The organism is Flavobacterium sandaracinum (assembly GCF_004349135.1).
GTDB classification, from domain to species: Bacteria; Bacteroidota; Bacteroidia; order Flavobacteriales; family Flavobacteriaceae; genus Flavobacterium; species Flavobacterium sandaracinum.
On the sequence record NZ_SMFN01000009.1, the window covers coordinates 1 to 24,169 of the forward strand.

A 24,169-nucleotide genomic window follows, 5' to 3' on the forward strand; every position below is an offset into this window, starting at 1 on the left:
CGGTAAGCACTTCCTCTTTCCGTCTATGCCCGACGCATCTACTAACTAAACCTGTTGTCTAAAGGCTTTGCATTGCTGTGCATGCTTACCCAATTTAGCTAGCCTCTTATGCGCTTTGTGTTCCTCGGTACAGACTTTTGCCGTTTGGCTTCCTTCACTGCATGGATCGCTCCAAACCAGCTTACCACGTGCTAATCGGCTCAATATAATACAACAACTTGCCGATAAGGGACTTGCACCCTATAGATAAAATTCCTACTTTTGAGGAATTGGAAGTGCATGCAAGGCACACACACACGTCTTGCGCCATTTGCGAATTTAGTGGAATTACCGTTTTTTATCGTATTTTCGTTTAGCCTAAAATACTCGTCTTCGTAAGTCGCAAACGGCACAAGGCGCGAGAACGTCAGGCTGTGAAAAAACCTCTTCAAATCTAGAAAGTATTCGGAGGGCTCCAAAGAATAATCTCAAATATGGAATTCTCATGAGGTTGATTTTAGTTTTTTCACAGACTGACGTTAGTGGCAAGCTGTCCGCAGAATCGCAGAAAATCATTAAAAACAGAATATGAAATTATTATATTTTACATTTTTACTCATCTTAACAAATAGCTTTTACACAACAGCACAAGAAATTTCTGTAAATATTGGTTTAGATACTTTAAGTTTAGAGAGAAATAAAATTGTCAAACTGTGGAGTAATTATTTAAAATCAAATCCAGATGAAATAAATAACAATCCAAATTGGTGTGAAAATGACAAAATAAAATACAAAAGTTATGATTTATTGAAAAGCGAAGGATTTTTAAGTCCGTCACTTTATTACTTTCAATTGAACAATAAAATACTATCAATATCAAAAAAAGAAAATGATTATATTATAAAATCAGCTTTTTATGATAGTGAAACTTTTGACATTTACGCAATAACAAATGTAGTTGCAACAAAATTAAATGATAAATTTTACCTTACAAATTATCAGCCAAAACTTATTAAAGAATGGAGAACCAAAACAATAGGTAATATTACTTATCATTATTTTCCTGAATATCATTTCGATGAAAAAAAAGCAGAACAAGCAAACGCATATTTAAATAAAATTTGTTCTGTGTTTGAACTAAAGCCTGAAAAAATTAATTATTTTATTTGCCGTGATTGCGAAGATATTTTTAGAGTAAAAGGATTTGATTATGTGTTATCAATGGGAAATGGAAAAGAATGTGGCTTTTTTGATAAATATAATAATATAATTTACGCTACGGCTTTTGCAGGTGAAAACCACCAACACGAAATCACTCATTTTATAAATAACTATTTTCCAAATGCAAATGAATTACTATTAACAGGACTTTCAGCATATTGGGGAGAAGAAAATGCTCACAAAGGAAAACCTTTGCTATATAGTATTAAAAGAGTAAATGAATATTTGAAAAATCATCCTGAAATTGATTTAAACAAACCGAATGAGTTTTGGAAATTAGACGAAGAAACAAATCCTCAATATGTTACTGGAGCTATAATTTGCGATGTTGCATTTGAAAAAGGAGGAATTAATACATTAAAACGTTTTCTAAATAATAGCAAAAGCGAAGAGGAATTCCTTTTGTTCATAGAAAAAGAATTGAAAGTAAAAAAAGGAGATTTGAACAAAACTATAAGACAGAGGATAGAGAAAATATCCACCGAAAATAAGTTTGATAATGCAAAAATAAAAGCCAGCCACTAACAGCTAGAGATTCGTTGCGTGCGCAGCACAAACAATGAAACTCCGGTTGAACGGAACCGTTCACTGGCAGGAACTATGGAGTTATCGTAAAGTTTTAAGAGAGAATGTCAAGAGCATTTAGTGTCCTCTTTTTTTTGAGAAGTATTTTGGATTTGGTTTCGTATTTTCGGTCACTTTTGAAAACAAGTTACCTTACCCATAAAATTAGTTTTGACAGGAAATTATGTTTTGGCTACCGCCAAAAAAACATCGATAACTCTGGTTTCGCCACTTATCAAATCCCCTTCTTTCAAGAACGAAACAAATAGTTTAAAAGTGTCCTTTGATGCGATCAGGTTATTTTTCTGAAATGGGTAATGCTTTGGTAATTGGGACGAATGTCTTCTAAAAGCCATTGCATTTCCATGTTTCTAAAACATTCCTTTTCTAGATCACAACCACTTCTGACCCCGCTGAGATAACCATATAAATACATCTTTAGAAATACTTTACTATTGAAACTCGGGCGACCTTCGGTCTTGAGCGTTTTTATAGCAAAATCGAGCTTAGAGATTTCAATAAGCTCTACAAAGACATCTATAAATCGCACCTGATTATCGGGACTTATAGTATCTTCTAAACTTGAAAAACGAATTTGTTGACGGGAAATTCCTGTGATGTGTTGTATTCTTATAAATACGAAAAATCTTCTTTTTATACTACTATTTTGTTATATTTGAGCATAATAAAACGGAAGCTTTTTCATAGACTGACGTTGGTGGATATTTTGAGAAAAAACGGTGAATTCAACATTAATTTAAAAAAAACAGATTTTAATTTAATAATTCAACTTAAATATGAGAAAAAGTTTAATATTTTTATTTATAACATTTGTTTTTTTTGGTTGTTCTAAAGACGACGAATTAACTGAAATAAAAAATAATGGCTATGGTGGAGTTTCTAGTAAAATTAATGGTATTGTAGTGAAACCTAAAGGTGGAGATTATGGAAATATTGATTGTAGAATTGACCAAGAATCAAATGGAACAACATTCTTCTCCATTAGTTATTCAAATGATAAAAACGATATTTATAAATCTATTAGAATAGTTGCTTTAAATGTTTCTTATGAAAATATGGTAGATAAAACTTATAGTTTACAGACGGAAAAAAATTCAGAAAGTTTTGCAACCTATGCTCTAATAACTAATAACTTTAATGAAGACCAATACAAGACAAATTCAATTCAAAAAGGAGAACTGAAAATATTATACCACGACAAAGTAAAAGGAATAATCGCTGGAACTTTTTGGTTTGAAGCTATAAATAGTAATGGGGAAATCGTTAAAGTAACAGAAGGTAGATTTGACACATTTTTGCGCTAGAAAAACATCCGCCAACAGCTAGAGATTCGTTGCGTGCGCAGCACGAACAATGAAACTCCGGTTGAACAGCCTGTCCCGTTTTTAGACGGGAGAACCGTTCACTGGTGAGAACTATGGAGTTATCGTAAAGTTTGATAGAGAATTTCAAGAGGATTTAGTGTCTTTTTTTTCAAGAAGTATTTTGGGTTTCGTTTAGTATTTTCCTTCACTTTTGAACACAAGTTAACCTGCCTATTAAATTAGTTTTAAAAGGAAATTGTGTTTTGGCCACCGCCAAAAAACCATCTATAGCTTTGGTTTCGCCACTTATCAAATCATTAACCTTATGTTTCATCTTCAATGATTTTGGCTGCCATATTCACTATTGACAAATGTTTTTGAGATTCACAAATCATCTAGTCTTTGAATTTTCCTGCTACTTTTTGTAGTTTAAACCAACATAATTATAATTTTGCTACTTTATATTTCTTATAAGATGAAAATAACTTTACCATGCGCAGCTCATTATTTTAATATTATTTGTTTCAAAATTTCACTTATTTAGTTCAATTAAGAAAAAATCGTGTAAACTGTTATCTTTAATATCAAAAGTACTTTTCAAAAAAATGATTAACTCCTCATTTGTACTACCAGAATTGAGTAATTGAAACAATAGATTTTTCCCTCCTTTTTTTAATGATAGATCGCATAAAAATGCACCCAAAGTATATCGTAAAGAAGTACTTTCATCTAAAACATAATTATTATTAAAAAGCTCGTCATGTAAATTAATAGGATTATTTTTTAAATGATTCTTCAGTTTTTCTAAATGAGCGGCATAATTCAAACCTTTTGAACCACCCAAAAAAGTAGCGATCCCTTCATCAATGATATTATTTTTGTTTTTAAATTTTTGAAATGTGTATAAATGAACTGCCTCATGCTTGTTAATCTCTGAATTGTTGCCTGAAAAAATTAAGTTATCATGTGGATAGGTAATTGAACCATTTTGATTCGAAAAGTACATTGTTTCTTCAAAATCATAACCCAATGTTTGCATTAACTCTTTATTTGAGTTACATAAAAAATATGTGAAAGATATTTTATCACATTCAAAATATACCGCTAAATCATCATTAATTTTACTAAACTCTTTGGCTTTAATTTCTTCAAATTGATGCGATGGATTAATTAAATATCTAATATTTTCAAATTTAAATTCTTTCCAATTACTAATATTGTGCGTAAGGATGTTTTTTAACAGATAATCACTATCATTCTTTATTACTAAGATATTATAGATCATTCGTAAAGAAATTTCTTTATTTTCATCAGATTTAAACCATCCTATTTTTGCTATGAATTGATTTTTATTTTGCGTTTGGCTAATGGATAGTAAAGTTGGATTGTACCTATAATTACCTTGTATGTATTCGATATTTATCAGGTCTAAAAAAGGATATGAAAAAAACACATTATCATTTTTGATCCAGCTAGGATTATCTTTAAATGTAGAGTTCTTTGAATTTATAAATTCTCTGAGTAGATTAATAATTTTTTTATATTCATTTTTACTATCATTATTATATTCTACAGAGCTATTTATCGTCAATGAAATTTTCTTTATCTCCTGACAATAGCAAGAAATAAATAAAAATAGGAATAAAAATAAAAATATATTTTTCATGTGATTTAAAATTATTTATGTGTCTAAGTTGGCTACCACTGAAAAAAAGAAAACATGCTTAATTTTCCTTTCTGTCATTCTCATTATCCAAATTATCTAAATCACGTTAAGCATTAACTTGTGAGATAAACCACAATGTTCCTTTGGTTTTCCAGATTTTATTCGCCCATATTATTCCCACTACTAATCCCAAAATTATTATCTATATTGCAAACTGAAGATTCTTTTGATTTGGATTTCTAAAATATATAAAAGCGCTAATCCCACAGGAAATTATCAATGGTGAAGCAACAATTTGCAGCCAAGCAATGAGCAGATCTATTTTTGCAAAAAATTTTAACATACACTATATTTCATTTCTATTTAACTCGTTTTAAACTTGGTTAGATATAATCAACGGATTATTTGCGAAGTGGTGCGACTTTGAAAGCGTAAAACAATGCTTCAGTACTTTTAGATTTGTTTTAATATTCTACCTCTAATTCATAGTATAAAACCTCGTTGTAATCTTTGCTTCTTTGTTATTGTTTACAAATATTGTAATCAACTATGTTTTTCACCACATTATACAATTCTACACAAATGTTTTTTACCAAACTTCAGTTTGGCTTTTCAAAATCCCTAATATACTCGATAACATATTTTTCTAGATTGTCATATGGCACGCCGAACAATTTCTCTAAAACAAATTTGAAGTTTTTATCAGTGGAATTGTACAATTCCCATATTCCTTCTACCCCATGTTTTTCATAAACTAATTTACAAATCACACCTCCTGTAACATATAGAATTGAATTATCGAACTCATTTCTTAGCTTAAAAGTCATTATGTCTTCTAAAGAAATTTTTTCTTTACTTTGAAATGTTTTTGATGTCTCCGTTAATGCATGTTCAAATGTTTCGGTCATGCTTGGCCCTGCTAACCATGTTGCCAGTCCTTCATTAATGATCATTGGGCAGAAGGAAATATTATCTTTAGGAAGCGGGAATAAAAGATGTACAAATTCATGAGGATAACTGGCGTTTCCATAAGTTGTATAGATCTCCTTAAAAGGATTAAGCGTTTGTCCTCCTAAATAGGATAACCAATACTCATAATTATATAACTTCCCCATTTCATCAGAATTTGGTAGAATATAATATGTAAATGGTTCTATTGTAATATTAAATTGTTTTGATATCTTTTCACAAAAAGAACTTGCTTTTACTGCCTCTTTTTTATTAAAGACGGAATTAGGATGAACTTTATAGGTAATAAATTTAAATTTAAAGGTTTTCCAATTTCGGGTGTCATAAGAAATTACATTTTCTAATTTAAATAAACCCTTATCGTCTCTGACAGCATATAGTTTAGTAATACAATCTGGAGTAAATGTTTTATAATCTGTATCAGGACATTCCTTGGCAAAAATGGTTTTTATTTGATATCTGTTTGAACCAATGCTGTCAATTTGTAAAATTTTTGGCTTATAGTAACTAAAATATGTTTTAGAATCATAATATGAAAACATTTGAATTGCGCTTCTGTCAATTCTAAAAACTTTACCTTTTAAATACTGTTTGGCTTCTTTTGTATTCCAGTTGGGATTGTGATAGATACTGTCAGGTCTTGAATTTAAATAGTTTTTATATAAATTGTACACTTGCTTTATCGCTGTTTTGGAAGTGTCTACTCGCGCTGAAATATCAGGAATTATGGTTTGAGAATAGGAGCTAACATTTAAAAAAATTAATATTAAAAAGATAAGTTTCTTCATATTAAAACACTGTTTTTAATCTATCCACTGAGTTATTAATTGCTTCTTGAATAGAATTTTTTAGATTTTCGTAATCATCACCTTTTTTCCAATTTCCTTTAATGGAAGTTACCGTCTGTAAATTTTCTTGTTGCAAAAGCGAATTATCAGCTAAATCTACAATTTCAGTTCCTATATTTACGTAACCTTGTTTTCCAGTTTCAATAACTCCATAATAACTTACCAGTATTCCGTATTTTACTTTCACAAACAAAATTTCATCTACATTGTTTGCTGTTCTTAGATTTCTGAAATCTTTTTTACTGTATTTTTTATCAGAATTTGGTTTGTCAAATTTATTTAAAGCTTGGTAATCAAATTTCTCAGTTATAAATTGAAATTGCTTATTTTTTAAATTTAAAAGAGTAGTGATTTCGGTCTTCATTGTGTCATTGATATTTAATTTAGGCTCCACTTTTTGTAAAGGTTCTTTAAAGCGGTTTCCGGGTGTGAAAGCCATATCTAATAATCCTTGCGAACCAGCTTTTGCCATTCCAATGCTATCAACTTGCAAAATCACTCCAACCTTTTTAGTGTTATAAAACTGTTTGTTTAATGGTAAAGTTGTTACGCAACTTGTAACTGATAATAAAAATAAGATTCCAAAGGTAAATTTTAGTAATTTCATGGTTGTTTTCAATTTATTATTAATGTTAATTTTAAAGTTCTTTATTTTTATTTTAAGCACAGTTGCTTTACTCCCATTCTTATTTATAAAGAATAAATAGTAAATATACCAATGTTAATAAGTGAATGAAAAAAAACACAAAGAAGCAAAGAGTTATATTTATGATAAATTAATCCTACCACCATACTAAATGCTAAATGTGAAAATAAGTATTGATAAGTGGCATGATATAATGAGAATAAGATTGAAGTTAACATAATCGATAAAAAATAATTTAATTCTTGATTAAATCTTTTCTGAATAATTCCTCTAAATAAAATTTCTTCTAATAAAGGTGCGACAAAAAATAACTCTATTGATTTGATTATAGAATGTTTGTTCATTAACATGTTTTCCCCAATAGTAAAGTTTACAACATAATAATTAAATAATACCGAATATGTTACTGCAAGTAACAATATTTTTAAAGCATCAATTCTATTAAATTTATCATTAGAAATTAAATGCAAAAAATTAATTTTTAATATCATCTTAAAAACAAATAAGAATGAAATAGTTTTTATAACTAATAAATATAAATCCTTTTCATAGTTTGCTAACTCGACTGGCAAAATAAAAGTTACTAATGTAAGAACTGCAATACTAACAATCAATATTAGAATAATGATCGATTGGTTAATAAATAACTTAATTGAGTCCATACTTAAATATTAATAATTTGAATCAAAAAACAACCAATGTCAAATACTCTTCGTAACTAATTGCCCAACTATCCCTCTTGATCACTTTCCGGTTTGTTCATGTGGATTCAACACCAATAATACAAGCTTATCCTAAACGTACGAATAAAAGTTACAAATCACTCTGTAGAAGCTGTGGATTCTGCTCTTCGTATTACTACGTTTAACCTATTCAATAAATTTTGTGTTAATAATTTTTATTTACCTAATAGTCTTACCATATAATAAGTAAGTTTATGATGATTTTCTGCCAAAAATATAAAGAAGAAATGGAATGTGAATGTAGTAGCAACAACCTTTAACAAAGGAGGTAGTTTTCAAGTAAAACATGTTAAAATTTAATAAAAAAAGGTACTAGATCAATCTTTTTTTGGCGGAATCTTTTAACAAAGCTGTTTAATGTTTAACGACAATGATTTACTTAGATATTATGTTTTTAAGACTTGACGTAAGATATGATTTACTCCAATTCTTTTATTTAAAGAGCCATATCGATTAATAGAAATAATCTAAGGATTGTGATCTTCAATCTTTATTTACTTTGATAAATACATAAAAAATTTGTACTAAAATGTCGTCAAAATTGGGTCTGCCAAATTTATTTTACTCTTGTAATTAACTTTTTTAGTTAAAATTGAAATTTCATGGCTGATCTTAATTTGATTTAACAATTTAACTTTAATATTTGTCCAATTATAAAAGTTACAAAAAACAGTAATAATAATATTAAATATATCAGATCTAATTCTCTTATATGCACTATTTCTTCAAGATTTGTAATTACCATAATATTGTAAAAAAAAATGGAACGATACAGTATACCCAATGTTTTTGCATTTAATAAATATCAATGAACAAATCAATGAAAAAAAGAAATATTGATAAATAAATAAATCAAAACGCATATGAGCGATACTAAATAAAAAACTTGCTAACGTAGAAAAAAATATGTTTTTAATTAGGTTATTTTCCTCTTTAGTATCTAAGGCATATTGCAGCAAATACCCTCTAAAGAACAACTCTTCTCCAAGAGCTGCCAAAGCGACAGATAAATAGGCCATAAAAGTTAAGTTATTTGGAGATTTTACAGAAGTAAAAAAATCATATCTATCAAGTAAATCAAAAAATAATTGACTATAACTGTACAAACAACTAAAAACAACATCTTGAATAAAAAAATAAAATCTATTTTTCTTACCTATAATCTAATAAAATCAAATTTATTTTTATAAATTTTAATTATTAATAAAATAACCAGAACAATAGAAGGCAAAATCACAAAAGAAGACATCTTGGGGTCAAAAAAACGAATTAGTATGTCAAATAATATAGCTTTTAAAAAAAAATAGATAATGAAAAAGAGACAAATAAGTAGTGTTTTCTTAAAAAAAAATAATTCATAGTAATTTATCATATTTATAGAATAGTAAAGCACATTAGGAAAACAAAGATCATCGCAGAGGAAATCTTTCCTGCACTTGTCAATAAATATACTTTTCCTTTAAAAAGCTCCGATACCGGATATGGTGTAATTAAATCTTGTGGTGCGCCTCGACACTAATATCAACAAATAAAAACCAAATTCACATTAAGTCTATTGCCCAAATCCTTTGTAGTAGTTATTAACTGCAGTTTCTTTATGACAGATAAATTACTTCATCTAGTTTTTTAATTTTTTTTACATCGTCGAGGATGTTTTCAATATTCGAATAATTTAATATTAAACTGGTAATGATTGTTTCTTTCCCGTCGTGAGAACATAGTTTTGTAAATCCAAAATCATACAAAGGATTTATGTGATTTTTAGTAGATAAGTGAAATTCAATATGCTTCAAATTATCCGAATTAAAAATGTTTGAATTAGAATTATTAATTGTGGTAATAGTTTCATTTTGATAATCAATAATAACTCTTGTGAATTTTTCGTGCCAAAAATATCTCAAATACATGTAAGCTAATTGACCACAACGCTAAAATAAATAGAAAAGTAATAAGTAAAAAAAGAATGTAAAAAATTTAATTTTATAATTTGGACTAAAAAATCCAGGAAAAAATTTTATTCCTGTAAAAATGCAGAATGTACAGATAAAACACGAAAGCAAAAATAGTAATGACGCAAATAGAAATTTGAAATTAATTAATGTGTAAGTTTTAATTTTAGGCATATACGTGATTTAAAATTATAGTTAACGTTTGGCCGCTTGGCAATGTGGCCGATTAAAGAAGCCTAGACTTTTGATTAATGACTGATTTTACAAGCACAAAACCATCTTTTAATTAAGCCTAAACCCGCCACATTGCCAAACGTCGGTTGGTGGCTGTGTTTTTCTCATTCAATTATTTCAAATATTTTATTGAATTTTGTTTTCAGTTTTTTATTTTGCATTTTTATGACAACTCTTGAAAAGATGGAAATAAATATTATGAATACATTAAATATAATATAAATTTCTTTTGGTGGCTTTGCTTCATAATAGAAAACGGAATTACAGATAATAAATGCAATAATTGGAAAGTACTTTATCCAAGCAATTTGTAATTTGCCAACAGGTTCAACACTATAATTTACAGTTAGACTTTTTTCAGTATTTTTATATGTTCCTTTAAGAAAATAAAAAGATAGCAAAAAATTAGAATTTGTTATGAGTCCAAAAGATGAATTGTCAAATTTTCCGTAAAAGTATTTTGAATTATCAGCAAAAAAAAATGACAAAATTCCCCATAATATTTTTAGTTTTGGCGAGCCAATTTTCGTATTGTCTTTTAATCTATTTCTAAATTCAATTATATCTATATTCGACCTCATTAAATAAGTTTTTTATTTTTTTTTTTGCAGTAACATAGCCACGAACGTCCCGCTGCTTTGAGATAGCTGGAAGTTCGTAACCGCTCAATTTTCCGCTGAACGAAAACTTGATGCGAAACGTTAATTCCACTAAATTCCAACTAGTTAAAATGGCTTTTGGCAGATCGATTTACTTTTTTGTCCATTTTATAAATTCATTCATAACTTCTTTCCAATGTTCATTTTCGTAGTTTGCATTTCCATCTTCATTTACTTCAAAAAAGTTATGTTCTAAATTTAAGTATCTTTTATATGTTAAATTGTCTTTTGCGTTTTGGATATAAAATAAAGGAACTAAATCACATAAATCAGAAGCAATATCATTTGTTCCATAAGCTAAATAAGTCGGTATTTTGATTTGTAACCAATCATTTAATAAAGGTCTTGAGAAAGATTTCCAGGCTAATAAATTAGGATTGTCTTTTAAAGCTTCTTTATTATAAGATTCTCTATACATTTGATATGTGTTTTCAATATATTCATTAGCTTTTTCCCATGTAATCTCTTTTCTTTCGGCTTCCTTTCTATAATTTCTAATATTTTGGTCAATTCTTCCAAATGGATTTGCACCAAATAATCCCAAATGTGTAACTTTTTTATTATTTAGAGCAATTAATGTTGCCACTTTAGAACCTTGAGAATGTCCAGCAACTATTAATTTTGAATTATCTACCCATTTTTGTTTTCGTAAAAAATTTAAAACTTTTTCTGCTCTGTATTCATAGTTTTCTAAAAAATCTGCTTTTACATATTCTTTATCAAATTCATCGGGTTCTTCTCCACTTGGAATATAGCAATAAGATTTATTTAAGTGTTTTTCATCAACAATTACAGGAGTTTTCGGCATTGAAATGACAATTAAATGGTAGTTCTTTTTTATTTCATTAATGTCGAAATTTGTAATTCCACCGCCAATCATCCATATATTTTCTGTTGCTGGTTTTACGAATAATGGCATTGGCAAAGAGCCTTGACAAAATAAAAAAATAGGTTTTATTTCATCTAAATTAGTGTCGATTAATACAAAATTGATAGTATCCTTTTCTTTTTTGATACTGAATTGAATTGCTTGATTATTTATTATATTGAGTTTCTGTCCAAAACTTATTTGGATAAAAAGCAATAAAAATAATGTCGTTTGTAGTTTTTTCATAATATATCTGCTAACAAACCGTTGCTATAGCGGGTTTGACACTAAATAAAGCCCATTAAACGAATTTTCAAAATCATTCCAAATACAAAACCATCTTACATTAAGCCAATTACTCAAATCCATTGTAGTAGCTGTTATTTCTCTCCATTTCGGTGGTTTCTATTTCAAATGGCTTTTCGTATCTGGCACTTGCTATTTCTCCTAAACTCGTTTTCTTTTGCGTAAAAATAATTTTGCCGTTTTTAACTTTAATTTTGTCAATTAAATAAAATATGTCTTCATAAAAATATAAATCTTTAGTCGTTGTTTTTTGAGTTTTGTTTTCTTTATCAAAATACTTTACAACAATTTTTGACAAGTTTTTTTTCGGATTAATCATATAACAAATTTCAATTTTATATGAATTTGTTTCTTTGATCCTATAAGTGATTTCAATTTCCGTTTCAAATTTATTTAGCAAATTTTCGACTTCAATTATTTTACCAATTTTTTCTTCGTCTTTTTCGTACAGTAAAATTAAAGATTTGATTGTAACGTCTTTTACTAATTGATCTTTTTTAAATTCTGTTAGCGAATTAAATGATTTTGGCTCAATTCCGTAATCAACATATTTTATACGTTCATCTAGAAACTTTTCGCTTTCAATTAGTTCTCCAAGTTTTATCTTTTCGGTAAAGTTTATATAAATATGATCAAATTCTCCTGAAATAAATTTCCACTCGTTAAGTTTTCTAGCAATTCGTTGACCGATTGAATTTGTGTCTTCAGTAATATGGTAAACATTACCAATAATTCCGTTAAAATCCCCTATGAAATCTTTTGGTTTTATTTCGTAATAACGAATATCTTTAATTATTCTTTCGGTTGATTTCATTCGCTTTTTTTTATAATAACCACTAACGTTTGGCCGCTTGGCGATGTGGGTGACTAAATCGGCCCAAATCTCGGTTAAACACTAATTTCCCAAGCTCATAATCAACTTCAAATTAAGCCTAAACCCGCCATATTGTCAAACGGCGATTAGTGTAATTGCTTATTTTTTTCTTTTAAATCCTCACTAATTTTAGCTCTGTGTTTTAAACTAGGAAGACCAATACTTTTTCTATTTCTATTAACTTGTGTAGAATCAATAATTTCTTTGCCGTTAACACCGTAATAAGAATACTCTTTTTTATCAATAATTTCTAGACCATAATCTACCAGCATTGCATAATCTCTTGGAGAACATTCTCCTTTTTTAACATATTCTGGAATTTTTTCTTTGAAGTATAGATATTTTTCACTTTCAATCATATGTGACAAGAATGTTGGTGTTGGAAACCATCCAATTTTATCTACTGTTGGGAAACCATATTTTTGAAAAGTCCAAATTAAAAAACTTGCATTTTTGTCTACGTTTTTCTTAACTAGTTGTAAATCATAATGTCGTCCTTGTTGATCTCTTTCAAATGCAATTTTAAAAGAATCAATCAATACTTTGTTTAGATTTTTTTTCCAATTATTAACTTCTCTTTGAATTCTCAAACTGTCAATACCATTTTTTTTAATGAGTTTAATAAAATCTTTGTCTTTCCTTTTATACTCCCAGTTTACAGCATATAATTTAATAAGCTTATATAGTTTTTTTTTGCCTCCAAAATATCTTTTATATTTGTCTGATAATTTAATGTAAGTTTCAAACTCTTTAATTCTTTCATCATTTTTGGGTTCAAATTTTCTAAAAGTTTTTCTGTATTTTTTTAAAGCTTTAATAGTATCATTTCTAAATCTCATTATACTATCAGAAGAATAAATTTCATTATAATAATTGACATAATTCATTTCCTTACTTTTACAGGAATTAAAAACTCCAAACAATAAAATTAGAATTACAATAATGTATTTTTTCATATTTTCGGTATTTAGTTTTTTATTGCATTACCAGTAACTTTCCCGAGGCTTTGCTAGGGTTTTGGGATTAAATTCAGCTTTATCTCTCGAATTATCAATTTTTATTCAAGTAGAAGACCAACTTATATTTAATCCAAATACCCAAATCCAACAAAACCGCTGTTAGTTGTTGGCTTTGTAAACACTGATTAATTTACTTTCCTTTTTATTTTGGATGATATTTTGTTTAACTTTTATCCATGGCATTCTTATTCTTTCGTAACATGTATAGATAGTTTCCCAATCGTCTTCTTTCGGTTTTTGTAGAAACGTCTTATATACTTTATCATCTTTTACAAACTGAAGAATTCTATATTCACCATTAATTAAACCAATAGCACTTTCATAAAATTTTTTAACTAATTCTTCAGAATCAGCTGAGAAAAATTGGCACCAAATGTAATCAGTTGAAATATGAAGTTCATCTTCATTCTGTAAATTCAAATTAATCTCAAAGTCAAGTCCATTTTGTTTTGGTATGTCCATAGCCAAATCGACATCGTTGTCATCGTAATCTAATGTCATAAGTAAATTTGGGAATTGATTTTGCATTTCCTTAAACTTCTTTTCTACTATGTCAAAACATCTCGCTTTCATTATCTTTTTTTTAAGCTTGCAGCTAATGGTAGGACGCTTGGAGATTTAGCGGATTAAGTCAACCTTGACTTTCGGCTAAAGACTAATTTCTCAAGTACAAAACCATCTTTAAATTAAGCCTAATCCAGCCATATTATCAAACGGAGGTTGGAGGAAGATTTAATTGTAGATTTTGTGTATTTATATTATATTCAAATTTTCTTTGTTTTAGAAAATAAAAAAACAAAGTAGTTTTGTTTTAGCTAAAGCAAAACTACTGTCTGATTAATATAAAAAAAATATTATTGACGAATTCTAATAATTTTAACAATTTTCGCACTACTATCTACTTTGATAGTATATTCACCTTTAATTGTATCTACAATAGATTTAAACAGAGTAATGTCATATTCTTTTCCATCTAAATTAATTTTATTGGACTCTTTCGAATTGATTATAGATCTTATTCTATTTGTTCCATCAGTGCTTTCATAAGCGTCTAAGGAAATAGAATTAGACGAGTTTATTACTTCTTTTTTTAAAAGATTTTTTTTCTGTGCACATCCTATTGTTAAAAGTATAATCAGTGTAATGTAAATAATATTTTTCTTCATCTTTTTTAAGCTTTAATTTTGTCACGTTGTTTTGATATCACACAATATTAAATTAAAAATATAGTAATTATCTTGCCAATTATTAAAAATATTTTTATTATTTGTATATTTATTCTCTTTGATTAATACGCAAACAAAATTATAATAGTGTATTGTAATTTACGGATTGATTTAGGTGCCCTAGAAATCTTTTTTAAACTTGATTAATTTGACTATATGTCAAATCACACAAAATAGCACTTTGAAAATCCAATTTCTTTTGTTCATAGTAAGGATATGACACGAACTTATAAATTAAAATCCATTAATAATTAATAAACCCGTAACCTTTAACAAAGAAGGCAGTTTTCATGTAAAACATGTTAAAATTTAATAAACGAGGCATTAGATAAATCCTTGTTTTATTGCTTCTTTGACCAGACCGGTGTCGTCTGTAACCTCAAAAGCTTTTTTCATTCGGATAATACGTTTTTGAATAGTACTTGTAGTAAGGTGCAAAATACTTTCTAACTCTTTTATTTTAAAACCTTTAGATAAATATAAAAGTATTTGACGGTTATAATCTTCAATCATCAGCTGCTTTTTCCATATATCGTTTATACATTTTTGGACAATAGCACTATAATATTGCTCCCCTGCAATAATAGCTATCACGGCTTGCTGTAATTTCTCAGGTGTAATATCATTTTTTATGATAAGTCCTTCAGGTCGAACTTTTTTAACGATATCATATACTATAATTACTTCGGTATGGGCTGTAATCATAATGATTTTACAATTAGGCATCTTTTCTCGTATCAAAATAGCCAAATCGTTCCCTGATAAAATAGACTTTCCTTCATAACCGGGTAAACCTTTATCAATTATAGCTATATCAAATAATTCTTTCAAATCTAATCTTCTTGATAATGCTTCATAAGCCTCTTCACAATTGTAGGCTTTTGTAAATATGGGATTATACAATCCAAAAGGAGCTGCTAAAAGAGCGTTATTGTAGCCTTCTACAGTCATAGGATGATCATCTACTAAAAAAACATTCATGTTATATATTATTTAACTTTACAAAAATAGGTGGTTTTACATAACAAAAAATGTGTTTTTTACTGATAAATTTCTTCTTATCAATCTGCATCGTAAACATCTTATCACTTAAATTGCACACGAAGGAGATAAAAAATAAAATTCTAAATCTTTTCGGAAATTTTTCAAAGTTCTCTTTCCTGAACTTAACAAGACCATGGTAGCAGACGAAACTTTCTGATTTTTTTTCTAAGAGGAATAAATTTCCAATTATTTGGCTTTTAATATATATTTTTGAGTCATCTATAAAAATATTGCACTAAATGTTAATCACAAAAATCAAATTAGTATTAATAATCAGCTCTTTTTTACTATTTATAGCATGCCAAGAAAAAAAGGAGAGTACAGCATTTAAAAATGAAGTAACGACAATTTTACGCAACCTCGATAATCAAAAATCAGAAAATAAAGATGAGGAAAAAACATTAGACACGCTTACTACACATTTATTAAAATATAAAAATGACTCAGTTACAAGAAATTTATATTTTAAAATTGCTAATAAATACTATCATCTTAATAAACTAGATAAATATTTAATTGTCACAAAGCTAATTTACAAACTATCAGTGAAGGATAGTGATAGTTCTCATATTGCAAAATCATTATTCTACTACGGCGATTATTATGAAGTAAAATCACAAGTTGATAGTGCTTTTAATTACTATTCGCAATCCCAAAAAATGTACAAGAGTATTAATGACACTTTAAATACTGGCAGAACAACGCTTTATAAAGCTGGAATTTTATATGATACAGGAAATTTTACTGAGAGTGAAGTTGAAACGGTCTTTGCGCTGAAAAAATTGACAAAAACTAGTAGCACAAGATTAATTTATGAATGCTACAATCTAATGGCACTTTCAATAAAAGAAACGAGCAATGATGAAAAAGCAGCGGATTATTTTCAGCTAGCTTTAAAACAATTAGACAAATTAGAAAATGAAGGTGAACCTAAAGTGAAGGTTGTTAAATCAAGGGTCTCCATTTACAACAACTTAGGTAATCTTTATCAAAAACTGAAGAATTATGAGGAGGCAATGAACTTATATAAAAAAGGGTTACAAACTAAAGACCTTCGGACAAGTTACCCAAAATTATATGCGATGCTTCTTAGTAACCTTGGTTACACTAAAATGAAATTAGGATCCACCAAAAGTGTTGAGAAATTGCTATTTGAGTCTCTAAAAATTCAAGATAGCCTTCAAATATTACCGAGCATTGTATCTAGCAAAATAAGAATCGGAGAATATTACATAATTAAAAAAGATACTGTTAAAGGATTGAATTATATCAAAGAAGGATTCCTGTTATCAAAGAAAATTAAAAGCAATCAAGATATTATTCATTCCTTACAATTATTAACCGAAAACGATCTTAAAAACAAAACCTTTTATTCCAATTTATATTTTAAAGTTAATGATAGTATTCAAACTTTAGAGAGGAAAACAAGAAATAAATTTGCAAGAATAGCATTTGAAACTGAACAAGTAGAAGAAAATAATCAAATTTTATCGAAGAGGAACAGCGTAATTATCATTGGATCCGCCATTATTATAATTTTTTTAGGTGCCTTTTTTTCTTTATATCATTTAAAATCGAAAAACAAAGAGTTACTATTAATCAAAGAACAGCAGGAAGCTAATGAAAAAATATATCAGCTGATTCTCGCGCAACAATCTGAAACGGAACAAGCCAGAAATGAAGAGCGAAACCGCATAGCAATGGAACTACATGACGGTATAGTTAACAGTATTTTTACCACTCGTTTTAATTTAATCCAATTAGAATCAAGTTCTGTTGATAAAAAGCAAGAACTAATAAATGAACTTGAAAAAACAGAGCAAGAAATAAGAAGAGTTTCTCATGATTTAACTCAAAATCTTCTATTTGAGGATAAAAGTTTAACCGAAATTCTAATGTCTTTAGTTGATTCACAACAAAATCAATACAATACTAAATTTGATTTATCAGTCGATAAATACATTGATTGGTCTGACGTAACTGGTGCCAACAAAATACATATCTATCGCATTATACAAGAAGCCATTCAGAATAGTAATAAATACTCTCATGCTGAAAGATGTTTAATAATGCTATTAAAAACAGCAGATAAAATAACCATCCGCATTTGGGATAATGGTATTGGTTTTAATCCTGAAAAACAAAAAGATGGAATTGGTTTAAAAAACATTAAAGACAGAACTAAATCATTAGGAGGAGAACTAAAAATAATTTCAAATTCAGGTGATGGTACTACAATAGAAATAGTCTTTTGATGAGAAAACATTACTGTTATAAGGTACCAGCACTAATACAAATTTTGTTAGTCTTGCAGTTACGTATAGATGGTTTGGGACTAATTAATACTTATGTTTTTGATTAAGCAAATCCCCAAAATACAAATTAAACTTCCTATTAAGCCAATTGCCCAAATTCGTTGCAGTAGCTATTATGTGACGTACTTTTATTACTCTTTCAGAATTTTCAATATTTCTTCTGAAGGGGCGTAACAATCTGAGTTTGTTAAATACAAATCAAAAGCTTCATTCAAGACTTCCTTGATCATTTTAGACAACTGCTTTTGGGTTATACTTTTTTCTGGAAAGTCGTAATCTATTTTAAGGTTAAAAATAATATCGTCAACTTCTGTTTCATAGTCATTTATATCAGGTATATTATTATCAGCAATTCCTAAAGGGTTCCACTTTTTTAAGACTGCTTTAAATTGTTCAATTTTATCTTGATTCATTTTGTTTTTCAGATGTTTTTATTTAATATTAAAATTTTTATAATAGACATTTCTAACGGTTGTTTAAGAATGTTCTTCTACTGATTATCATTTTGGTTGTATGCCAAATAACTTTCTGGTACAACGGGTTTCGGCCTAAATTAAGTTCTATTTTCGGATTTGCCAAATCATCCCAAATACAAAACCAACTTTCTATTAAGCCTATTGCCCAAATCCGTTGTAGTGGCTGTTATGCGTTCGGTTTTATATTAGTTGCAATTAATTCCAATTCCGCTAGTTTTGCTTTTTCAATGATTTTTGAATAATCCAATCCTGTTTTATTATCTATAACTGTATTGATGAATTAATAAGAATAGATTTTCTCATTTTGTTAGATTAAATTCCAAAAAAATAATTAAAATAACTTTTACTCGGTTCTTTAATTATTTGTTTTCCAACTTCAACATATTTTCCGTTTGAGTCTTTTCTCATTACTATAATTTCACCAATACTTTTTCGAACTACATCACCAACTTTTATTTCTAATCCTTCACAATTGCTATCATAAAAATATTTATCATTTTCATAATATATTTTGTTCCCTCTTCCTTCTGTTATTTTTAGAATTTCTCCACTAAAAGTACTTTTGCTAAATTCAATGCTTTTTTCGTAATATTCCGTTTTTGAGTTATAAACCATAAAGCAGAAAATTGAAATTACTATTATTACAGGAATTATTTTTCTCATTACATTTTCCTTTTTTCTTTTAGGTTTCTATTGGTCTAAACTGACGCATAACGTTCTGGTACTACAGCGGGTTTGGGATTAAATTAAGCCTACTCTTCGGATTTGCCAAATCATCCCAAATACAAAACCAACTTTCCATTAAACCTATTGCCCAAATCCGTTGTAGTAGCTGTTGGCAGATGGTTATTAAAAGTTGTTTTGTTTTCAATTTTATTTTACAGAAAGTGTAAATTCTTTAGAATAAATGGCTTTTTTTTCATTTGAACTTTCATTGTAAAAATAAAATTGAGCAGGATAAAACGTATAATCACCTTCTAATAATGGTTTAATTTTGTAGGTTCTTGTAGCTATGGATTTTATTTTGTCATTTTCCAAAATGTGCTCGTTTTTTATTGTATTCGAAATGATTTCAAATGTTCTTGGAATATTAATTAGTGGTATGGTGCTATCTTCTATATAGCCTTCTCCATAAAGTTGTACGGTAATTTCAATAATTTTATCTTTTTCAATTTTTGTTTTTTTGGGATGAAGTACCTCTAATTTATAATCACCAAACGATATAATGTTAAATGGAAATTTATTATTAGTTTCAAATCTTTTTGCTATAATTCGCTCCGAAACTACGGGCAGAATTTTTCTTGAAATGTCGAACATACCAAAATCAGCAGTTTTTCTTTTGGCTTTATACCCAACAATTATTCTATTGCTAATATAAGTATCATATAATTGTTTAAATCGAATTACATCTTTCCTTATCAAAATGCAATTGTATTCTTTTCCATCAAACTTTTCTTTAGTTACACTTTTATCTGTACCAATAGTATAAATCAAGAATTGTTTTGAGTATTCAGCATCAAAAGCAAATTCAACCGTTTCAGGTTTAAAATCATCATTATAATACATTTTGTAGTCAACTGTTATAGGCTGATAACAATAGGGATTGTAATTGGAAACCTGAGCAACAATAAAAATTTTATTCCCGTCTTTTAAAGGGTCATTAACCAAGGTTTCCCCCTTTACTTCTATTGTTATTGGTTTGGTTTCAAATGTTTTTTAATTATACTCAAAAGTTACACTTTCTAAAATTAATTTACCCTCTCTTTTGGGTTTTAAATAATAGGTAACGACTTTTTTGGAGGTTGGTATGCCGTTTTGGTATATTTGTGATATACTCATCTCCTTGTCTATGTAAATTTCAAAATCTTTGAAATTAGGTTCTTTAAGTTCCGCTTCATAATTATTTGCTTCAAAATTTACCGTTAAAATGTCAAAAAATCCGATAGTATCTGTAGAAATTTTGCTAAGCACAGTAAGGTCTTCTTGCGAAAAAACATTTACATTGTAAAGCATAAGAATAATGATAAGTGAGATTTTCGCTCTCATAAGTCCAATTTATTTTTAGGTTGATTTTTTTTATTTTCGTTTTTTAACTATCTGCCAACGTCAGTCTGTGAAAAAACCTCCGTTGTATTATCATCAAATATAACAAAATACTAGTATAAAAAGAAGATTTTTCGTATTTTTAAGAATGCAACACATCTCAGGTATTTCCCGTCAACAAATGCGTTTTTCAAGTTTAGAAGACACTATAAGTCCCGATAATCAGGTGCGATTTATAGATGCCTTTGTCGAATATATTGACCTCTCTAAACTCGATTTTGCTGTAAAAACGCTCAAGACCGAAGGTCGCCCAAGTTTCAATAGTAAAGTATTTCTAAAGATGTATTTATACGGTTATCTCAACGGAATTAGGAGTGGCCGTGATCTAGAAAAGGAATGTTTCAGAAACATCGAAATGCAATGGCTTTTAGAAGATATTCGTCCTAATTACCACAGCATCTCAGATTTTAGAAAAGACAATCCTATTGCCTTGAAAAAGCTATTCAAACTATTTGTTTCCTTTTTGAAAGATGTTGATTTGATAGGCGGCGAAACTATTGCTATCGATGGTACCAAAAGTCGCGCGCACAATGGTAAGAAAGCCAATTTCAACCAAAAGAAAATCGACAAACACTTAGCTTATATTGAAGCTAAGACCCAAGAATACTTGGATACCTTGGAAGAAAATGACGGCAAAGATAATCCAGCTATAATCCAAAATATCCAACAAAAGTTAGACCGATTGAAAGGGAACAAATTGCGTTATGAGCTACTGGAAGAAAAATTAAAAGCAAGTGGCGAGCCTCAAATAAGCACAACTGACAGTGATGCCAGAGCATTACTATTTCAAGGACAAGTAGTTGAAATTTCGTTTAATGTTCAAGCCGCAGTCGATGCTAAATTTAATCTTGTTTTGGCCACACATACCATCAACAAGAACGATCGCAGCGCCTTGTCAGCTATTGCCATAGAAGCCAAAGAGAATCTGGATATCGAAACCTATACTGCATTGGTCGATAAAGGTTACCATAATGGCAAACAAATAGAAATCTGCAAACAAGCCAACATAACTACCATTGTAGCACAGCCTGAACAAGGAAAAAGTAACGAAAACGGTACGACCAAGGATTATTTGGTAGCCCAATTTCAATACAATCAAGACAACGATACCTATACCTGCCCACAAGGCGAAACGCTAAAAACTACGGGCAGTTGGCATAAGAAAACTACAGATAGAGATAGTTATAATTTTAAAAAATACCGAACCCCAAAATGTAAAGAATGCCCTGTAAAACATTTATGTACTAGTAGAGCTGCAGGCAGAGAAATCGACCGAAGCCAATATGCCGATGCCGCAGAAGAAAACAACAAGCGCTACCATGAGAACCCACAGCTCTACCGTAAACGACAGGAAATCAACGAACATATTTTTGGCACCATCAAACGACAATGGGGCTATAACCATACCAACTTAAAGGGATTAGAAAAAGTGAACGGAGAACATAGCTTGATTATGCTGGTGTATAACATCAAACGCAGTGTCAATATCCTAGGCGTTCCCGATTTGATTACTAAACTCAAAAAATGGAACTCACCCTACAAGGCAAAAGTCTTGTTTTTGCTAAAAACGAGTTATTTAAAGCTGAATTTAGAGTTCTTTTTTTCCAGTTTAAAATTAGCAGCCTAAAAAAGACCTTTCTTAAAAGGCTTTCTTTTGGATTGTAGAAAAGGAAAAATTGAAGATTTTAACGCAAAAAAGAGGTTTTTTCACAGCCTGACGTTCCGCCGCTTCTCGTCAGTTGCGAACTTCGGAACGAATTATTTTCTGATAAAGATAAAAAATCTTGCGAAACGGAAACGTGAATTTACCACAAAATTCGTAATTGCGAGAAACGGTTGTTATATGCTGTACTTACCAATCAGGTTTAAATTTCAGAAACGATTTCGGCATTTCCATCGCTTTATATGTTGATATATAACCATCATTTTCTAATTCAAAAATATCATTTGAAATTCTGTTGAATTTTTCTTTTATAAAACATTGACCACATTGTGGATTTTTAAAATAAACTTGAATTATAAGTTTCTCTTTTTTGTAATTATACAAGTAACTTTTAGCTTTTTTTGGATTAAAAGAATTTTCGTCTTCAAAATCTACATCGCTAAATTCAGCAACTCTGCCGTTTTTGTAAAACTTTAAATAATTTGCTTTGTAACCTGGAAAATTTACTGGTTTTCTGAAATTGTCTGTTATAGAAATTTCGTAATATATTTTCGAAGTATCTATTATTCTATAAACAGTTTCGTCTGTATTTGGTTTTATTCTTTCTATGTTAAATTTCACTCTGTCTCTACCAAACTCATTTCTATAGGAACAACTAGTTAAGAAACATATTGAAATTAAAATAATTATTTGTTTCATTTTCTTCTTTTTTACAGGATTTTTATAGTATTCCATATGAAGTCCCGCTACTAAAGCGGGTTTAGGACTAAATTAAGCCCATTACTCGGGTTTTCCAAATCCTCCCAAATACAAAACTAACTTTCCATTAAGCCAATAGCCTAAATCCGTTGTAGTGGCTACTGGCAGTAGTGGTTTTCAGGCGATTGATACAGGATGCTACCAATCTGGTTTTGTTATATTGACATTTTTTGGAATAATTTCCTTAAAAAAATATGATTTTATTTCTGCATCTGTATAGGTTTTTGTCAAAATCATTGTGTCATTTTGAACAGACAGTATCTCATTTGTTAATTCTGCTGCGTTCATATTAGAATTATAAAACTGGACAATAAAATCTTTACCATTAAAATTATAAAACCCCATATGAGCTTTCTTAGCTTCGAGTGTCGGATCTTTTTTAAAATCTATCAAATAACTATCAAACCAAGCAATTCTTCCATTGGAATAAAATTTATAATAAAAGGGTTGAACAGAACCTTGACTTACATTTATTCTTTTATCCTTGATAAATTTATAAATAGAATTTGTATCAATAATTGAATACGCTTCATCGTTTGTATTTGCTTCAATTTTATATTTTGATTTACTATATCTATGAATGCCAAACTCATTTTGAGCTACACAGGAAACTAACAATAAAAATATAAAGAAAAAAAATACTTTCATATTCATTTTTGTTTGATTTTGTCTTTTTGGCACCATTACTGCCAACGTCCCGCTACTACAGCGGG

26 protein-coding genes are annotated in these 24,169 nt (G+C 28.9%); 4 read left to right on the forward strand and 22 right to left on the reverse strand.

The window, feature by feature from the left end:
• Nucleotides 1–567: 567 nt before the first annotated feature.
• A complete protein-coding gene (locus tag E0F91_RS08980) occupies nucleotides 568–1,725 on the forward strand; it encodes a hypothetical protein (protein ID WP_132066138.1) in 1,158 nt (385 codons plus the stop codon).
• A gap of 221 nt (nucleotides 1,726–1,946) precedes the next feature.
• On the opposite strand, the gene E0F91_RS17715 is transcribed toward E0F91_RS08980, so the two are convergent.
• Both E0F91_RS17715 and E0F91_RS18275 read right to left on the reverse strand, forming a co-directional pair.
• Nucleotides 1,947–2,120, reverse strand: coding sequence for a hypothetical protein (locus tag E0F91_RS17715; protein WP_165930112.1), 174 nt, complete (start codon nucleotides 2,118–2,120; stop codon nucleotides 1,947–1,949).
• Complete coding sequence (locus E0F91_RS18275) at nucleotides 2,057–2,314, reverse strand: transposase (RefSeq protein ID WP_165930113.1); 258 nt, start codon at nucleotides 2,312–2,314, stop codon at nucleotides 2,057–2,059. Before E0F91_RS18275 ends, E0F91_RS17715 begins: the two co-directional genes overlap by 64 nt.
• Nucleotides 2,315–2,561: 247 nt before the next feature.
• Here E0F91_RS18275 and E0F91_RS08990 point away from each other — a divergent pair, with 247 nt between their 5' ends.
• On the forward strand, nucleotides 2,562–3,089 hold the full coding sequence (locus E0F91_RS08990; protein WP_132066142.1) for a Riean_0653 family protein: 528 nt from the start codon (nucleotides 2,562–2,564) through the stop codon (nucleotides 3,087–3,089).
• Nucleotides 3,090–3,294: 205 nt separating this feature from the next.
• Here E0F91_RS08990 and E0F91_RS18085 read toward each other — a convergent pair whose 3' ends face one another.
• The 14 genes from E0F91_RS18085 to E0F91_RS09050 all read right to left on the reverse strand — a co-directional run bounded on the left by E0F91_RS18085 (nucleotide 3,295) and on the right by E0F91_RS09050 (nucleotide 16,077).
• On the reverse strand, nucleotides 3,295–3,423 hold the full coding sequence (locus tag E0F91_RS18085) for a hypothetical protein (protein ID WP_279432787.1): 129 nt from the start codon (nucleotides 3,421–3,423) through the stop codon (nucleotides 3,295–3,297).
• A gap of 198 nt (nucleotides 3,424–3,621) precedes the next feature.
• On the reverse strand, nucleotides 3,622–4,755 hold the full coding sequence (locus E0F91_RS08995) for a hypothetical protein (RefSeq protein ID WP_132066144.1): 1,134 nt from the start codon (nucleotides 4,753–4,755) through the stop codon (nucleotides 3,622–3,624).
• Between the two features lie 599 nt (nucleotides 4,756–5,354).
• Nucleotides 5,355–6,512 carry a hypothetical protein gene (locus E0F91_RS09000; protein WP_132066146.1) on the reverse strand — a complete coding sequence of 386 codons (1,158 nt, stop codon included), beginning with the start codon at nucleotides 6,510–6,512 and terminating at the stop codon, nucleotides 5,355–5,357.
• Nucleotide 6,513: 1 nt separating this feature from the next.
• On the reverse strand, nucleotides 6,514–7,179 hold the full coding sequence (locus tag E0F91_RS09005; RefSeq protein WP_132066148.1) for a hypothetical protein: 666 nt from the start codon (nucleotides 7,177–7,179) through the stop codon (nucleotides 6,514–6,516).
• Between the two features lie 83 nt (nucleotides 7,180–7,262).
• Nucleotides 7,263–7,880, reverse strand: a complete 618-nt coding sequence (locus tag E0F91_RS09010; protein WP_132066149.1) for a CPBP family intramembrane glutamic endopeptidase — start codon at nucleotides 7,878–7,880, stop codon at nucleotides 7,263–7,265.
• Between the two features lie 806 nt (nucleotides 7,881–8,686).
• Complete coding sequence (locus tag E0F91_RS18195; protein ID WP_132066151.1) at nucleotides 8,687–8,980, reverse strand: CPBP family intramembrane glutamic endopeptidase; 294 nt, start codon at nucleotides 8,978–8,980, stop codon at nucleotides 8,687–8,689.
• Between the two features lie 576 nt (nucleotides 8,981–9,556).
• Complete coding sequence (locus E0F91_RS09020; protein WP_132066153.1) at nucleotides 9,557–9,868, reverse strand: PH domain-containing protein; 312 nt, start codon at nucleotides 9,866–9,868, stop codon at nucleotides 9,557–9,559.
• A 380-nt stretch (nucleotides 9,869–10,248) separates the two neighbouring features.
• Nucleotides 10,249–10,725, reverse strand: a complete 477-nt coding sequence (locus tag E0F91_RS17725) for a hypothetical protein (protein ID WP_165930114.1) — start codon at nucleotides 10,723–10,725, stop codon at nucleotides 10,249–10,251.
• A 169-nt stretch (nucleotides 10,726–10,894) separates the two neighbouring features.
• On the reverse strand, nucleotides 10,895–11,917 hold the full coding sequence (locus E0F91_RS09025; RefSeq protein WP_132066155.1) for an alpha/beta hydrolase family protein: 1,023 nt from the start codon (nucleotides 11,915–11,917) through the stop codon (nucleotides 10,895–10,897).
• 109 nt (nucleotides 11,918–12,026) lie between these two features.
• Complete coding sequence (locus E0F91_RS09030; RefSeq protein ID WP_132066157.1) at nucleotides 12,027–12,791, reverse strand: hypothetical protein; 765 nt, start codon at nucleotides 12,789–12,791, stop codon at nucleotides 12,027–12,029.
• A gap of 146 nt (nucleotides 12,792–12,937) precedes the next feature.
• Nucleotides 12,938–13,807, reverse strand: coding sequence for a hypothetical protein (locus E0F91_RS09035; RefSeq protein ID WP_132066159.1), 870 nt, complete (start codon nucleotides 13,805–13,807; stop codon nucleotides 12,938–12,940).
• Between the two features lie 162 nt (nucleotides 13,808–13,969).
• On the reverse strand, nucleotides 13,970–14,443 hold the full coding sequence (locus E0F91_RS09040) for a hypothetical protein (RefSeq protein ID WP_132066161.1): 474 nt from the start codon (nucleotides 14,441–14,443) through the stop codon (nucleotides 13,970–13,972).
• Between the two features lie 281 nt (nucleotides 14,444–14,724).
• Nucleotides 14,725–15,036, reverse strand: a complete 312-nt coding sequence (locus E0F91_RS09045; protein WP_132066163.1) for a hypothetical protein — start codon at nucleotides 15,034–15,036, stop codon at nucleotides 14,725–14,727.
• 384 nt (nucleotides 15,037–15,420) lie between these two features.
• Nucleotides 15,421–16,077, reverse strand: a complete 657-nt coding sequence (locus E0F91_RS09050; protein ID WP_132066165.1) for a response regulator — start codon at nucleotides 16,075–16,077, stop codon at nucleotides 15,421–15,423.
• Between the two features lie 302 nt (nucleotides 16,078–16,379).
• Here E0F91_RS09050 and E0F91_RS09055 point away from each other — a divergent pair, with 302 nt between their 5' ends.
• Nucleotides 16,380–18,395 carry a sensor histidine kinase gene (locus E0F91_RS09055; protein WP_132066167.1) on the forward strand — a complete coding sequence of 672 codons (2,016 nt, stop codon included), beginning with the start codon at nucleotides 16,380–16,382 and terminating at the stop codon, nucleotides 18,393–18,395.
• 191 nt (nucleotides 18,396–18,586) lie between these two features.
• Here the strand turns inward: E0F91_RS09055 and E0F91_RS09060 are convergent, their stop codons facing one another.
• The 4 genes from E0F91_RS09060 to E0F91_RS09075 all read right to left on the reverse strand — a co-directional run bounded on the left by E0F91_RS09060 (nucleotide 18,587) and on the right by E0F91_RS09075 (nucleotide 20,977).
• Entirely contained in the window at nucleotides 18,587–18,868 is a 282-nt protein-coding gene (locus E0F91_RS09060; RefSeq protein WP_132066169.1) for a hypothetical protein, read from the reverse strand.
• A 375-nt stretch (nucleotides 18,869–19,243) separates the two neighbouring features.
• A complete protein-coding gene (locus tag E0F91_RS09065; protein WP_132066171.1) occupies nucleotides 19,244–19,594 on the reverse strand; it encodes a hypothetical protein in 351 nt (116 codons plus the stop codon).
• Nucleotides 19,595–19,804: 210 nt separating this feature from the next.
• Complete coding sequence (locus E0F91_RS09070) at nucleotides 19,805–20,599, reverse strand: hypothetical protein (protein ID WP_243698866.1); 795 nt, start codon at nucleotides 20,597–20,599, stop codon at nucleotides 19,805–19,807.
• 48 nt (nucleotides 20,600–20,647) lie between these two features.
• On the reverse strand, nucleotides 20,648–20,977 hold the full coding sequence (locus E0F91_RS09075) for a BatD family protein (RefSeq protein WP_132066174.1): 330 nt from the start codon (nucleotides 20,975–20,977) through the stop codon (nucleotides 20,648–20,650).
• A 145-nt stretch (nucleotides 20,978–21,122) separates the two neighbouring features.
• On the opposite strand from E0F91_RS09075, the gene E0F91_RS09080 reads away from it, so the two are divergent.
• Entirely contained in the window at nucleotides 21,123–22,661 is a 1,539-nt protein-coding gene (locus tag E0F91_RS09080) for an IS1182 family transposase (RefSeq protein WP_243698867.1), read from the forward strand.
• A 225-nt stretch (nucleotides 22,662–22,886) separates the two neighbouring features.
• Here the strand turns inward: E0F91_RS09080 and E0F91_RS09085 are convergent, their stop codons facing one another.
• Entirely contained in the window at nucleotides 22,887–23,396 is a 510-nt protein-coding gene (locus E0F91_RS09085; RefSeq protein ID WP_132066176.1) for a hypothetical protein, read from the reverse strand.
• Nucleotides 23,397–23,594: 198 nt separating this feature from the next.
• Nucleotides 23,595–24,110, reverse strand: a complete 516-nt coding sequence (locus E0F91_RS09090; RefSeq protein ID WP_132066178.1) for a hypothetical protein — start codon at nucleotides 24,108–24,110, stop codon at nucleotides 23,595–23,597.
• Nucleotides 24,111–24,169: the final 59 nt, after the last annotated feature.

Excerpts from the sequence above, each read along its gene's own strand:
- E0F91_RS09035 (WP_132066159.1), bottom strand. The coding sequence starts at position 13,807 with ATGAAAAAATACATTATTGTAATTCTAATTTTATTGTTTGGAGTTTTT.
- E0F91_RS09040 (WP_132066161.1), bottom strand. The coding sequence starts at position 14,443 with ATGAAAGCGAGATGTTTTGACATAGTAGAAAAGAAGTTTAAGGAAATG.
- E0F91_RS09005 (WP_132066148.1), bottom strand. The coding sequence starts at position 7,179 with ATGAAATTACTAAAATTTACCTTTGGAATCTTATTTTTATTATCAGTT.
- E0F91_RS18085 (WP_279432787.1), bottom strand. The coding sequence starts at position 3,423 with ATGAAACATAAGGTTAATGATTTGATAAGTGGCGAAACCAAAGCTATA.
- E0F91_RS09085 (WP_132066176.1), bottom strand. The coding sequence starts at position 23,396 with ATGAAACAAATAATTATTTTAATTTCAATATGTTTCTTAACTAGTTGT.
- E0F91_RS09025 (WP_132066155.1), bottom strand. The coding sequence starts at position 11,917 with ATGAAAAAACTACAAACGACATTATTTTTATTGCTTTTTATCCAAATA.
- E0F91_RS09020 (WP_132066153.1), bottom strand. The coding sequence starts at position 9,868 with ATGTATTTGAGATATTTTTGGCACGAAAAATTCACAAGAGTTATTATT.
- E0F91_RS17715 (WP_165930112.1), bottom strand. The coding sequence starts at position 2,120 with ATGGCTTTTAGAAGACATTCGTCCCAATTACCAAAGCATTACCCATTT.
- E0F91_RS09030 (WP_132066157.1), bottom strand. The coding sequence starts at position 12,791 with ATGAAATCAACCGAAAGAATAATTAAAGATATTCGTTATTACGAAATA.
- E0F91_RS08980 (WP_132066138.1), top strand. The coding sequence starts at position 568 with ATGAAATTATTATATTTTACATTTTTACTCATCTTAACAAATAGCTTT.
- E0F91_RS09050 (WP_132066165.1), bottom strand. The coding sequence starts at position 16,077 with ATGAATGTTTTTTTAGTAGATGATCATCCTATGACTGTAGAAGGCTAC.
- E0F91_RS09045 (WP_132066163.1), bottom strand. The coding sequence starts at position 15,036 with ATGAAGAAAAATATTATTTACATTACACTGATTATACTTTTAACAATA.
- E0F91_RS09090 (WP_132066178.1), bottom strand. The coding sequence starts at position 24,110 with ATGAATATGAAAGTATTTTTTTTCTTTATATTTTTATTGTTAGTTTCC.
- E0F91_RS09055 (WP_132066167.1), top strand. The coding sequence starts at position 16,380 with ATGTTAATCACAAAAATCAAATTAGTATTAATAATCAGCTCTTTTTTA.
- E0F91_RS08995 (WP_132066144.1), bottom strand. The coding sequence starts at position 4,755 with ATGAAAAATATATTTTTATTTTTATTCCTATTTTTATTTATTTCTTGC.
- E0F91_RS08990 (WP_132066142.1), top strand. The coding sequence starts at position 2,562 with ATGAGAAAAAGTTTAATATTTTTATTTATAACATTTGTTTTTTTTGGT.
- E0F91_RS18195 (WP_132066151.1), bottom strand. The coding sequence starts at position 8,980 with ATGGCCTATTTATCTGTCGCTTTGGCAGCTCTTGGAGAAGAGTTGTTC.
- E0F91_RS09060 (WP_132066169.1), bottom strand. The coding sequence starts at position 18,868 with ATGAATCAAGATAAAATTGAACAATTTAAAGCAGTCTTAAAAAAGTGG.
- E0F91_RS09000 (WP_132066146.1), bottom strand. The coding sequence starts at position 6,512 with ATGAAGAAACTTATCTTTTTAATATTAATTTTTTTAAATGTTAGCTCC.
- E0F91_RS17725 (WP_165930114.1), bottom strand. The coding sequence starts at position 10,725 with ATGAGGTCGAATATAGATATAATTGAATTTAGAAATAGATTAAAAGAC.
- E0F91_RS09010 (WP_132066149.1), bottom strand. The coding sequence starts at position 7,880 with ATGGACTCAATTAAGTTATTTATTAACCAATCGATCATTATTCTAATA.
- E0F91_RS09080 (WP_243698867.1), top strand. The coding sequence starts at position 21,123 with ATGCAACACATCTCAGGTATTTCCCGTCAACAAATGCGTTTTTCAAGT.
- E0F91_RS09065 (WP_132066171.1), bottom strand. The coding sequence starts at position 19,594 with ATGAGAAAAATAATTCCTGTAATAATAGTAATTTCAATTTTCTGCTTT.
- E0F91_RS09075 (WP_132066174.1), bottom strand. The coding sequence starts at position 20,977 with ATGAGAGCGAAAATCTCACTTATCATTATTCTTATGCTTTACAATGTA.